Consider the following 12,215-nt stretch of genomic DNA (forward strand, 5'->3'; position numbering starts at 1 on the left):
ATAAGCGTCAAATATTAAATTTTATTTTTGGCACGTTGCTTGCTTTCTTATATTCAAACTTTAAAAAGTTGTGTTAAGTGGCAGTCCATTGCCCCATCGTTAAAAAACATTTAACGATTTGGATTGCCTCTTAGACGAATAAATAGCTCTTCATAAGAGCTTTTGAATAGAGAGAGTGAATCATGGCTTTATTTGTAAATACTAACGTCAGCTCGTTGAACGCACAGAGACAGCTGCAACAATCAGGCGTAGAACTTGATACGTCATTTAAGAGACTATCATCTGGTCTACGTATTAATAGTGCTGCTGATGATGCGGCAGGTTTACAGATTTCCGACCGTTTGCAATCGCAAATACTTGGATTAAACCAAGGCAACCGAAATGCAAACGATGGTATATCTTTGGCTCAAACTGCCGAGGGTGCCATGGATGAAATCACAAGCATGTTCCAGCGTATACGTACGCTTTCACAACAGGCTGCAAACGGTTCAAATACTGATGAAGATCGTTTGGCAATACAAGAGGAAATAAGGCAGCTAGCGTCAGAGGTTAACCGTGTTGCTTCAGATACGACCTTTGGTGGTCAAAACTTGTTAGACGGTAGTTATTCAGCTAATTTCCAAGTGGGTGCTGATGCTGTTCAGACAATTGGTTTCAGTATGCAATATGTCGGTTCAACAGCTAATTCACTGGCTACCAACGGTGGCTTCACATTATCTGGTGTTGCAGGTGTTGCAAGTGGCGTTGGTGGTGCATCATTAAGTGCTACAACAGCAACGATTAGTACCGCAATAGGAACAGGGGCTGATCAAAAGACTTTTGCTGCGGTTTATACTGCAAGTGGTATCAGTGTTTCATCCCAAGCCAATGCTCAGGCTGTTATGGCAGGTATGGATGCATTGATCGCCGTGGTAGATAAAAAGCGAGCAGAGCTGGGTGCGGTCCAAAACAGATTTCAGTCTACGATTCGAAACCAGTCTAATATTTCCGAGAATTTAGCGGCTGCAAAATCTAGGATCAGAGATGCTGACTTTGCTATGGAAACCGCTAAACTTACTAAAAACCAGATCTTACAGCAAGCTAGCCAAACAATTTTAGGTCAAGCAAACCAGCGACCTCAGGCTGCATTAAGTCTTTTACAAGGTTAATTAATAAATTTTTAAAAATATTTGCAAATTTAGCTAAAGCTTTCACTTTATCGGTCGATAGCAGAGTTAGAGAACTATAACTCTAGGACTCTAATACTTCGTAATAGCAGGGTAGGGGTATCCCGCTATTGCGAGTTAATCGATAAAGCGGAGGCTATTATGGCTTTGTATGTAAATACCAATGTGAGTTCATTGAACGCACAAAGACAGTTAAATAACTCGTCGAGCTCTTTGGATACATCTTTCCAAAGACTATCGTCAGGTTTTCGTATTAATAGTGCGAAAGATGACGCGGCAGGTTTGCAAATCTCGAACCGTTTGACAGGCCAAATTAATGGCTTAAATCAAGGTATTCGAAATGCAAATGACGGTATCTCTTTAGCGCAAACAGCTGAGGGTGCCTTAGATGAAACAACGCAAATGTTCCAGCGTATTAGAACTCTTGCGCAACAGGCTTCAAACGGCTCAAATACTGATGAAGACAGATTAGCGATCCAAGAGGAAATTCGCTCACTGTCTGAAGAAGCTAATAGGGTTGCAGCGGATACCACCTTTGGTGGTCAGAACTTACTTGACGGCTCTTATGATGCTAATTTCCAGGTGGGTGCAGATGCTGTGCAAACCATTGGCTTTAGCATGAAGAATATTGGTGGTACAGCTAATTCAATTGAAGCTAATAGCGGGTTTACCTTATCGGGTATTGCAGGTGTAGCCAGTGCAGTAACAGGTGCTTCTTTAAGTGCTACAGCTGGTACAATCAGTGACACAGTTGGCTCGTCAGCGGATAACGCGACATTTGCTACCGTGTTCACCGCCAGTGGTATCTCTGTATCTTCACAGGCGAATGCGCAGGCAGTACTAGCGGGTATGGACGCTTTGATTGCGGTTGTTGACAAAAAGCGTGCGGAGCTAGGTGCGGTTCAAAACCGATTCCAATCTACTATCCGTAACCAGTCGAACGTTTCTGAAAACCTATCAGCTGCACAATCGCGAATTCGTGACACTGACTTTGCGCAGGAAACGGCGGCATTGACTAAAATGCAGATCCTACAACAAGCAAGTAGTTCAATTTTGAGTCAGGCTAACCAAAGACCTCAGGTCGCACTCTCTCTACTTGGTTAATTTGGCGTTACGGTTACGTCAAGTTTGGGACTCATATCAAACTTGACGTATACTGTAATCTAGGCTTGTTGCTTGGAGGTGTATTATGAAAGATGTTCAATCTGCATTGGGAGTGGGATCGAACAACATGATGCCAACCCCTGACATAGTGAAGCCCGAAGACGGAAATGAAATACTACGAGCGGTCGAAGACACAGTTAAGCTTGAGCAATCCCCAGAAAAAAAGGAAGATAAGGGTCCGGTAAAACCGGAATTGTTTGAAGAGGTTAAGGCTAACCTAGACAGGCTTAACAATGTTTTACCTGTTACTTCCACTAATTTGTCTTTTGAGTTTGATGAAAATGGAGATCCTCCTTTCATTAGAGTGATTGACAGAGACAGTGAAGAAGTGATTAGGGAAATACCTTCAGAAGAGTTTCGAGAAGTTGCTAAGGCTTTAGATGAATTTGCCGATAAAGTATCAGGAAAGGGCTTGTTGTTTGATAGAACAGCTTGATTATTAGTTGGAGGTAGCAAAATGCCACTTATTACATCTGCTGGAGTAGGCTCCGGTTTGGATCTTGAAAGTATTATTAAAGCGTCGGTAGATGCTGAAAATAGACCCAAGATGCAACAGTTCGCAATTAAAGATGAACGCCTGAGTGTTGAGCTTTCAGCGATTGGCGAAGTAAAGTCTTCCTTGTCTACCTTAAATGATACCGTCGAAAAATTGGCGGACATTGAGAACTTCAATAAGCGTGTTGCAAATATAACGCAACCCACTAGCGGAGATATTATCAGTGTTACGCCAACTTCTGATATTTCGGTAGGTAATTTTGATATCGCGGTACAACAGCTAGCACAAGGCAGTCGAGCTGTTAGTACAGACGGTGCTTTTGATAATGCTGATTCGGTTGTTAGCGCCTCAGGGGGCACTTTATCATTTGCTGCGGGTTCCAAGTCTTTCGATTTATCCGTGACTGCTGGGATGACGCTCAATGAGCTCAGAGATGCTATCAATGCGGATGATAATAACTTTGGGTTAACTGCAAACATTGTTAATACGGGCATTACTGGCGTTGGCAGTAAGCTTGTTCTAACATCAAGTGTAACTGGGTCAAGTAATAATTTAGTTATTACCAGTGATACCGCAGAGATGGATGCACTGGAGACCTATGATGATACTTTGAATCCGACTGGTGGGATGGTCATTAGTGCGGATGATGAGGCGAAAGACGCTATAATTACTATCGATGGCTTACTTGTTAACAGTGAGACAAATACTTTTAAAGACGCCGTTCAAGATATGACCATTACAGCAAAAGCCAAGAGTGTGCAAGATAGTGGTGGTGAGTATGAAACGGCTAGACTTAACATTGACTACGATAGAGAGTCTGTTAACACACTCATCGATGAACTAATAACAAACTACAACGCGGTCATTGGGCAGATAGGGTTTAGGACTCGAATTGGTGAGCCGCTGAATGGTGACTCGTCAATGCGAAGTTTAGACGACCAATTGATTAGTGCGTTATCAACGTCGTTAACGGATGCAGGTCCGTTTGAGTCTATATTTGATATCGGTTTAGGTGTGGATGACGAAGGGTATCTAGAAAAATCGACTCTAGTGCGCAGTTTAAATGAAGCGATGGATTCAAATTTTGATGATATTGGCACAGCGTTTGCAGGAGAGAATGGGGTTGCCAAACAACTTGAATCGTTACTTGGTAACTACGTAGACTCAAGTGGAATACTTAAGCAGCGGGAAGATAGCTTAAATGGTCAGATTAAGGAACTAGAAGAAGATGTTTTAAACCATGAATATCGGATGGCATCTTTGGAAGATAGACTACGTAAGCAATATGCTGGCTTGGATGTTTTGATTGCGCAGATGCAGCAAACGCAAAACTATCTAGGAGCCCAGCTTGCCAATCTACCTGGGTTTACTTCTAAGAAATAACAAATTAAGGAGCCGTTATGTATAACGCAAGAGTCAAAAATTATCAGCGTGAGGCACTTAAAACTCGAGTTGCAGGTGCCGATAGATACGAAGTGATCCAAATGCTGATGGCAGGCGCAATTGAGAAAATGGTGTTGGCTAAAGTTGCGATTGAGAAAAAGCATCTTGAGGCAAAAGCTGAACATATTTCTAAATCATCTGCAATTATTTCTGCGTTGAGAGATTGTCTTGATTTTGAAGTGGGAGGCGAGGTGACTGAAAACTTGTACGCTTTATATTCTTACATGCTAGATAGGCTACTTGATGCAAGCTTACAAAATGATCCTTCAATTATTGATGAAGTAACGAATCTATTGAAAGAGATCAAGTCAGCTTGGGACGCTATTCCTTACGATGTTAGGGAAAAGACCTTGTCTCAAAATGGCGCAGATGCCAATGTCGGCTAGTTTATCTAATGTAGAAGATAACCTGACGCGGCTAGAGTCTTTATGTAAGGCTGGTGAACTTGATGATGCGGAAACGCTGATGGTCGACGTAGACACAGGTGTTAAACAGTTTTTTTCTGATTGTAATGGGGAGGTCTCTGAGTATCAATTGAGCCTTCTTAATCAGTTTAATGAGCGTTTGAGCCAGCTGAATCAATATTTGACCAAGCAAAAAGTAAAAGTTTCTCAGCAGTTGATAACACAGCAAGGAAACAAGAAAAAAATTAACGCGTACAAAAGCGTGTGACCCACCACAAAACTCTACCCATATGAAAGATAAATCATTAGAACAACAAATCGAATCTTTGAGCGAACAGCTTAATGTGTCAATCGAGCAGCAGCAAAGAGAAGCTCAATTTGCTACAGAAGCAAATGAACGTTTTTCAAAAAATATTGCATGTTTTGAAGAGTATTTCCCTGATATTGCTGAAACTTTTAAAAATTACTCCGTCCGTGAGGACTTCTGTATCCATGTAACCAAGACTGGGCATGGAAACTTTGTACCAAAAGGTTATAGCGCACCGATCTACAGCGAGGACCCAATCGAGCAAACTAGGGTTCAGGTGATGAATAGCATACAAAAACCGGTGTTTTGCTCTACTGATTATAGCTCTTATCCTTCAGCTGGTGATGACGATAGAATACATGTTCGTTATATGGCTGCACTATCTGAAGCATTGCAGGAGGTTCAAAAAGATGAACCTGAACGTCTCAATGAATTACCTGCAAATTTTCCGACGGGGCTTATATTTGGCGTTGGCCTAGGCTATCACATACCTCTTTTACTTGAGCAGACAACGTTTGACTATTTATTTTTTGTTGAGCCTGATTTAGAGACGTTTTTTGCAAGCTTATTTTGTGCTGATTGGTTTGATATTATTAAAACGGTTGATGAGCAAGGTGGTAATTTGTTCTTTCAATTGGGTGCAGACACCAATACGTTCATAAAAGATTTAGAAATTATTGCCAATAAAGTTGGCGCTTTTTCAATTGTGAAAAGTTTTTGCTACCAGCATACTCCACAGCCTGAAATCGTTGCGTTAATTCAACAGTGGTCAAGTGAATACTTCCGTTTTCAATTTGGACATGGTTTTTTTAATGACGCGATAACTGGGTTGGCGCACAGTATTCATTTAATGGAAAAAAACGTTGCCTTTCTAGCTAGCAAAGAGTCTTCAAATGTAGATTACTCAACACCTATTTTTATTATTGGTAATGGCCCTTCACTTGATGAAGCGGAAGAGTTCATTAAACAAAATCATGAAAACGCAATAGTACTAGCAGCGGGAACTTCTATTGCGACTTTATATAACAAAGGCATACCAGTAGATTTTCATATATTGGTAGAAAGGCCTTATTCTAATTACAAAATCTTTGGCGATATAGTGCCAGAAGAAATATACCAGAAAACAAATTTAATTGGTTTAAATACTTTATATCCTGATAACGTAGAGCGATATAAATGGGCAGGTATTGCCGCAAAGGATAATGAGGCAGGAACCTTTTTGATTGAAATGTTGAATCATTTTAATGGTGGTAAAGGATTGCCTTTGATCCCATTTTGTAACCCTGTTGTTGCAAATGCGGCTTTATCATTTGCCATGTATGCAGGATTTAAAAATATTTACTTGTTCGGTGTCGACAATGGTAATTTACCAACAGGAGAGCACCATAGTAAAGACAGCATATATAAAGTCGATCAGAATGATGATGATGAAGAAGGGATGATATGCCTGACAATGGATGGTAAATACTTACCCGCGAATTTTGGTGGACAGGTAGAAACCAATGAACTCTTTGCTGTTGCCCATAGCCAATTGGAAAAGTTAATCGATTATTACCCTAAAAGAGCTATTTACAATGTAGGTAATGGTGCAAGATTAGAAGGCGCTCACCCTGTTCCTGCAGAGGAACTGTTACCAATTCCAGAAAAGCTTAATAAACAGGTGCAAGTTGAAGCGATTAAATCTGATTTCTTCAAGCGATTCGATATTGATAAAGTCGATGAACAATATGTAGCCATTTCAGCTTTTAATGAATTATGTGACCATTTAATCGAATTAGCGAATGAAGATGTTAAAAATAGAAAAGCAGCATCTGATTGCTTAATGCGTCAAGCTCGTTTTGTCTATTCTTATAAAAACACGCCATTGTCGCATTTATTTCATATGGTTAAAGGCGCTTTATTATATTACCACTGCCCATTGTTGACGTTACTTTATACCTATGAAGACGAGCACTATACTTTACAAAGTTACACCAAATTAAATACGCTATGGATAAGCTACATATCTGAAATGAAAGACTTTTATGAACTTAATTATCGTGCCAAGTGTGACTTGGGCAAGGAGTAAGCAGTGAGTTCGCAGTATCAAGAATCAGTGGATTTCTATAGCCAATTATTTGACGAGCTTTTTCCTATTTTACGATCCATAACTGGACCCGGTCTGCGCCAAAGTTACGATATATTTAATCGTTATATTCCCTTGGAAATAAACTCCATTAAAACTGGCGAAAAAATCTTTGATTGGCAAGTCCCCCAGGAGTGGCATTGTACGGAAGCTTATATAGAAGCACCTGATGGGGAGCGGGTTGCTGATATGCATCGCTTGAATCTTGAGGTAGTAAATTATTCAGAGGCGGTGGATAAAGCGCTTAATTTGGATGAATTGCAAAACCATTTGTATAGTTTGCCGGAGCAGCCCACAGCTATCCCTTATGTCACCAGTTATTACAAACGTCGCTGGGGATTTTGCATAGCACAAGCTGAACGAGACAAGCTATCTCAAGGCAGCTACAAAGCAGTAATCAAAAGTAAATTTGTTGACGGTCAGTTAGATATAGCGCAATCGGTATTACAAGGTGAAAGTAAACAAGAGGTTTTATTAAGTTCATATTTATGCCATCCATCTATGGCGAATAATGAGCTGAGCGGTCCACTAGTATTACTCGGGTTATATCATCGTATTAAAAAATGGAAAAGTAGGCGCTATACTTATCGATTTGCACTTCATCCAGAAACCATAGGTAGTCTTGGCCTGTTGCATTTAGAGCACAAGAACTTTTCAAAGAATATGGTTGCAGGCTTGGTGATTAACTGTGTTGGGGGCAAACAGGAAGAATTAACCTTCAAACACAGCCGTAATGATAGCGGTCTATTAGACAAGTTACTGTATCACCTCAATGATCATGGACATGATCATCGCAATATTGCTTTTTCACCTTTATCTGGCTCAGATGAAAGGCAGTACAACTCACCGGGTTTCCAGTTACCAGTTTGCTGTGTAAGTCGCAGTTTTCATGATGGTTACTCTCAATATCATACGTCTTTGGACGATAAAGAATATATGGGTATTGAACCGCTGCTAGATAGCATTGATAAACTAGAGCGAATTTTCCTTGAGATGGAACAAACCGCTGTGTTTGAAAACCAGTATCCTTATGGTGAGCCACAACTTGGTGATCGTGGGCTATATCCAACACTTAGCTTTTTTAGTGAAGAAAGAAAAAAGCAGGTGGATGAGCTAAATCAAATAAAGATGCTGCTTAGTTACGGTGATGGTGAACATGACACCATTGATATTGCGAAAAAACTGGGGGTATCTGTCGGTGATATGGCAACGGCTATTCACAAGTTGGAAGAACAAGCGCTCTTGAAGATGGTTGAATCCTAAAAAAGCAGTGTAGGAGTTGTCATGGTAAATCAAAACGCAGTAATAGTAGGCGGTGGAGTCTGTGGATTGGTATCCTCTTTGTTGTTAAAAAAAAGAGGGTATAACGTTGTTTTGATAGAACAAGCAGAGTGCATAGGTGGGCTGTTTTGCTCGATAAAGGATAGTAAAGGTGCAGCATATGATATGGGCTCGCACATACCTAACGCAACGGGCGTAGAAGAACTTGACCAAATATTATTTGGTCATGTAGACGGTAAATCACAGTGGAATACGATTGATAAACTCGAGTCGGGTAATTATTTTGCCGGAAGCTGGGATTTATCAAGCCCTTTTCCAAATGCTCAAAAATTAGAGCCAGCGGTTTACTCCCAAGGATGTGGTGAGTTGATTAATTTAACTCACCAGCCATCAGAGCAATTTATTTATGACCATTGCATTAATTCTTTGGGGGTCGTGTTTACACACAGCATTGTAGTGCCTATCTTGCAAAAGCTTTATGGTAAGTTAACGGATATTCGCGGACTGACTATGGAAGCTGGTCTTTTTGGTTTCACGCGTATCTTGGCATTACCTGCTGATGTTGCTGCTCAGCTTAAAGAGCTCCCAGCGTTTGACAGTAAATTGGGATATCAAACTGAGCAGGATTTTTTAGCGAGAAAAGAGCGTGATAAATTACCTGATGTGAAATACTTTTATCCGAATAATGGGGAAGGCATTGGCCATTGGGTTCAAGAGTTGCTTGTTCAAGTTGAAAAAGCTGGCGTCGAAGTAATTACATCAGAGCGAGTTAAAAAGATAGTTCGTTCGGGTACGAAAATCACCCATATTGAACTGGCTTCGGACAGAGTACTGTCATGCGATCTGCTGTTTTGGAGTGCACCGCCGTTTATAGCGCTGAATGCGTTAGGTATAGAGCCGCAACGAGGTCAAATGGAATTAAGAACAGCGGTTATATTTCACTTAAACTTTGATAAACCTCTGACTAATCAAAAATCTCATTATCTTTGGGTTTGGGACAGTAGCACCGATATTTTTAGACTGACTTTATACCCTAATTTGGATAAAAGTGTATCCCATAATCATTTGTCAGCAGAGATATTGTGCTCACCAGACGACGTGTCCTCTTATTCACTTGAAGATGTAGTCGCGCAGCTTAAAGCAATGTCTATCGTCGATGAAAGCGCACAGGTGATAAGTTCTCAAACACAGGTTATTAATAATACATTCCCTGTTCCGACGAAAGAGTTTAAAGATGTCAATCTTCATAACTTTGAGTTATTGGATAAAAGTGTAGATAATTTGATTGTGTCGGGACGATATAGTGGTAAATGTTGGCGCCAGGCAGATGTTTTGATTGATGCGTATAACTCTATTAATGAGCTTTAATGTGTGTAAAGCCAGAATTACAGCAGTGATTCTGGCGTGTTGCTAGCTTAGCTGCAAATGAAAGTATGGTGAAATATCTCCACCAAAACTGAGTTTAAACCAGCCCCTTTGGGGGCTATTAATCCCTTCTAAATCGATCTTTTTTATACCTAATCCAGCTAAAACCGGCATGGCTTGCCAAATCACGGCAGTACCTGTGTGTGAATCTCTCATGTCTGGTTTATTTGCACCATAGTAATAGTAGGCTGTATCTTTATGGAGTAAAAATGATGCAAAGCTTCCTGTTTCACCTGACTGGGTTTTCGCTTCAAACATGATCAACCTACCACAATGCGCAAGGTTCTTTAGTTGTTGGGCAAGTTGCTCAATAGCAACCTGCTCAATGTGGATATCTTGCCTTGCCATCGTGAGAGAATAGTACTGCGCAAACGTGTCAAATTGCTTCGATTGGGTAACAACGACGCCTTTTTTAATACCGTATCTGATTTCCTGACGTCTTGATACTGAGCTATTCAAGTAGTTTTGGCTGTTTTCTAAGGAGATAAATTCATCTGCGAATTCAGAGATATTTATGCATGTTGTGTAACGCGGAATGGCTGTAAAAGTTGGACCAGCGTTATGATAATTTACCCAAAGGAAAGATCGGATATCTAAAATGCTTGGATGTAATTTTAAGTACACTGAGTTATAGTTATGGGCGAGAAATTCAGCGATAGTTTCTTGAACAGAAAACTGTTCTGAGTGGCTTTGAGCGGTGTTCAAATGTTTGGTATCTCGATGCACTATACCATCGTATATGACATCATGATGCCCAACAATAGCGCTGCCTTCTGAATTGGTGATCACCAGTATTGCAGCAAACTTCTCGTTGCCTTTACAACAATAGTAGGCATGGTAAGGGACGCCAAGGTTGTGTATAAAGTCACTTTGAAAAAATGCAGCCCCATTTGGTGATTGATTTATAAAATTATCCCAATCACCATCTAGTTCACATTGTACTAATTTGAATTTACTTTTCATGTTGTGGCTTTCTTAAAATCATATTCCAACATGCATGTTTATGCCCTGATGCGATATCTTCGTCGCAACCGTGCGTTAGTGAAATAATTTCAAATGCACTAACAAGGTTTCGAATCAGTGGCTCATCAAAAAAGTTTACATTGCCAACTTCGGCAAACGAACCGCTGGTATAGCCTGTTTTAGTGTACTTATCAATCGAAACTGGTGCCTTGTCGTAATCAGAGTGAGTTGTACTAAACCAATCTGTAATTAATAAAATACCGCCTGGTTTGAGCCTTTCAAAAGCTTGCTTTAAATACTTCTCAATACTTGCTGTTGGGTTGTGCACGGATGCACCACGGTCCACAATTAAGTCAAAGTCATTTTCAAATGGCCATGGTTGGGTAAAATCCCCAGTGAATAGCGTGTCAGCGATGTCAGGAAAGCGAGACTTTAATTGGTTAATGATGAATTCACTTCCGTCTATACCGTACACATTTTTGCAGTAAGACAAGAAGAATGGGAAGTTAGCACCTGCACCACATCCTACTTCTAATACTCTGAAGTCTTCATCGGCGTTTCGAAGTTGTGTGTGACGCAGTGAAGCTGCAACTACTACGCTCCATGGCCAAATAGACATGTGCTGGCTGGCGCGGTATAAATTATCCCAATTTTGACAAAATGACATGTTAATTACCTTTATCTGTGTTTAGGTTTTATAGCAAGATTTATGCTAGTTATCCCTTTAAGTCTTGTTTATGTTTTGCTTATCTTCAACGCTTGGCCATAGCTTTCAGGTGTGCCTATATCTAGGTAATGACCATCTACTTGCCAGCCTTGGATCCGATTGACCATTTTAGGGACAATGTCAGTGCTTAATTCGTAGTGTTCCCCTACCTTTAACGTTGAGAAGTAGTTATCAAATACACTCGAGGAAAATAGAAATAAGGCGCCACTGGCGAGATTGCCTGGAGGGTTTGTAACTTTCTCATGAAACTCAGTGACAACTTGATGCTCGTTTAATTTTACGATACCACAGCTATGTGGTGTCGGAGTTTCAAATAGTAGCAGTGTCAAATCAGTATTTTTATCACGGTTTTGATGTGTCTTTAGCATACTTTGCAAATTGCTTTGGCAGTAGTTGTCGGCATGTATTACTAAACATTCATCACCTTGCCAAAACGTTCTATTTTGAATTAAGGTGCCCGCGGTCCCTAACAGTTTCGGTTCGTAGACTAGTTTTATAAAAGCCTTGTGGGGGTGGGAATCAATATACTGCTCCACTTGCTCATTAAAGTAATGAGTGTTGATTAAGATTTCTTGTATCCCTAAGGCGGCGAGCTTGTCAATCCATAATCCGAGCAGCGGTTGGTCATGAATTGGTACTAAGCACTTGGGAAGTGAGTCTGTAATTGGTTTTAGGCGGGTCCCAAGACCCGCTGCAAGTAAAATAGCTTTCATA

12 protein-coding genes are annotated in these 12,215 nt (G+C 40.5%); 9 read left to right on the forward strand and 3 right to left on the reverse strand.

What is annotated here, in order from left to right:
• Positions 1–182: 182 nt before the first annotated feature.
• From L1077_RS12925 to L1077_RS12965, 9 genes are all read left to right on the forward strand, one after another.
• A complete protein-coding gene (locus L1077_RS12925; RefSeq protein WP_237137207.1) occupies positions 183–1,148 on the forward strand; it encodes a flagellin N-terminal helical domain-containing protein in 966 nt (321 codons plus the stop codon).
• Positions 1,149–1,307: 159 nt separating this feature from the next.
• The gene (locus tag L1077_RS12930; RefSeq protein ID WP_237137208.1) at positions 1,308–2,270 is read left to right on the forward strand and encodes a flagellin N-terminal helical domain-containing protein; all 963 of its coding nucleotides are present in this window, start codon (positions 1,308–1,310) and stop codon (positions 2,268–2,270) included.
• Between the two features lie 85 nt (positions 2,271–2,355).
• Positions 2,356–2,766: a flagellar protein FlaG gene (locus L1077_RS12935; protein ID WP_237137209.1), complete on the forward strand. Its 411-nt coding sequence runs from the start codon at positions 2,356–2,358 to the stop codon at positions 2,764–2,766.
• A gap of 21 nt (positions 2,767–2,787) precedes the next feature.
• Positions 2,788–4,209 carry a flagellar filament capping protein FliD gene (gene fliD, locus L1077_RS12940; RefSeq protein WP_237137210.1) on the forward strand — a complete coding sequence of 474 codons (1,422 nt, stop codon included), beginning with the start codon at positions 2,788–2,790 and terminating at the stop codon, positions 4,207–4,209.
• 17 nt (positions 4,210–4,226) lie between these two features.
• Positions 4,227–4,655: a flagellar export chaperone FliS gene (gene fliS, locus L1077_RS12945; protein ID WP_237137211.1), complete on the forward strand. Its 429-nt coding sequence runs from the start codon at positions 4,227–4,229 to the stop codon at positions 4,653–4,655.
• On the forward strand, positions 4,645–4,941 hold the full coding sequence (locus L1077_RS12950) for a hypothetical protein (RefSeq protein WP_237137212.1): 297 nt from the start codon (positions 4,645–4,647) through the stop codon (positions 4,939–4,941). Before fliS ends, L1077_RS12950 begins: the two co-directional genes overlap by 11 nt.
• Positions 4,942–4,963: 22 nt before the next feature.
• A complete protein-coding gene (locus L1077_RS12955; RefSeq protein ID WP_237137213.1) occupies positions 4,964–7,048 on the forward strand; it encodes a motility associated factor glycosyltransferase family protein in 2,085 nt (694 codons plus the stop codon).
• Positions 7,049–7,051: 3 nt separating this feature from the next.
• On the forward strand, positions 7,052–8,368 hold the full coding sequence (locus L1077_RS12960) for a DUF4910 domain-containing protein (RefSeq protein ID WP_237137214.1): 1,317 nt from the start codon (positions 7,052–7,054) through the stop codon (positions 8,366–8,368).
• A gap of 21 nt (positions 8,369–8,389) precedes the next feature.
• Complete coding sequence (locus tag L1077_RS12965; RefSeq protein WP_237137215.1) at positions 8,390–9,754, forward strand: NAD(P)-binding protein; 1,365 nt, start codon at positions 8,390–8,392, stop codon at positions 9,752–9,754.
• Positions 9,755–9,796: 42 nt separating this feature from the next.
• On the opposite strand, the gene L1077_RS12970 is transcribed toward L1077_RS12965, so the two are convergent.
• From L1077_RS12970 to L1077_RS12980, 3 genes are all read right to left on the reverse strand, one after another.
• On the reverse strand, positions 9,797–10,774 hold the full coding sequence (locus tag L1077_RS12970; protein WP_237137216.1) for a GNAT family N-acetyltransferase: 978 nt from the start codon (positions 10,772–10,774) through the stop codon (positions 9,797–9,799).
• Entirely contained in the window at positions 10,764–11,441 is a 678-nt protein-coding gene (locus L1077_RS12975) for a class I SAM-dependent methyltransferase (protein WP_237137217.1), read from the reverse strand. Before L1077_RS12975 ends, L1077_RS12970 begins: the two co-directional genes overlap by 11 nt.
• A 68-nt stretch (positions 11,442–11,509) precedes the next feature.
• Positions 11,510–12,214, reverse strand: coding sequence for a nucleotidyltransferase family protein (locus L1077_RS12980; protein WP_237137218.1), 705 nt, complete (start codon positions 12,212–12,214; stop codon positions 11,510–11,512).
• Position 12,215 lies beyond the last annotated feature (1 nt).

It is taken from the genome of Pseudoalteromonas luteoviolacea (assembly GCF_021654285.1).
In the GTDB taxonomy this organism is placed as follows: Bacteria; Pseudomonadota; Gammaproteobacteria; order Enterobacterales; family Alteromonadaceae; genus Pseudoalteromonas; species Pseudoalteromonas luteoviolacea_J.

Excerpts from the sequence above, each read along its gene's own strand:
- L1077_RS12930 (WP_237137208.1), top strand. The coding sequence starts at position 1,308 with ATGGCTTTGTATGTAAATACCAATGTGAGTTCATTGAACGCACAAAGA.
- fliS (WP_237137211.1), top strand. The coding sequence starts at position 4,227 with ATGTATAACGCAAGAGTCAAAAATTATCAGCGTGAGGCACTTAAAACT.
- L1077_RS12975 (WP_237137217.1), bottom strand. The coding sequence starts at position 11,441 with ATGTCATTTTGTCAAAATTGGGATAATTTATACCGCGCCAGCCAGCAC.
- L1077_RS12925 (WP_237137207.1), top strand. The coding sequence starts at position 183 with ATGGCTTTATTTGTAAATACTAACGTCAGCTCGTTGAACGCACAGAGA.
- L1077_RS12965 (WP_237137215.1), top strand. The coding sequence starts at position 8,390 with ATGGTAAATCAAAACGCAGTAATAGTAGGCGGTGGAGTCTGTGGATTG.
- L1077_RS12970 (WP_237137216.1), bottom strand. The coding sequence starts at position 10,774 with ATGAAAAGTAAATTCAAATTAGTACAATGTGAACTAGATGGTGATTGG.
- L1077_RS12935 (WP_237137209.1), top strand. The coding sequence starts at position 2,356 with ATGAAAGATGTTCAATCTGCATTGGGAGTGGGATCGAACAACATGATG.
- L1077_RS12955 (WP_237137213.1), top strand. The coding sequence starts at position 4,964 with ATGAAAGATAAATCATTAGAACAACAAATCGAATCTTTGAGCGAACAG.
- L1077_RS12980 (WP_237137218.1), bottom strand. The coding sequence starts at position 12,214 with ATGAAAGCTATTTTACTTGCAGCGGGTCTTGGGACCCGCCTAAAACCA.
- fliD (WP_237137210.1), top strand. The coding sequence starts at position 2,788 with ATGCCACTTATTACATCTGCTGGAGTAGGCTCCGGTTTGGATCTTGAA.
- L1077_RS12950 (WP_237137212.1), top strand. The coding sequence starts at position 4,645 with ATGTCGGCTAGTTTATCTAATGTAGAAGATAACCTGACGCGGCTAGAG.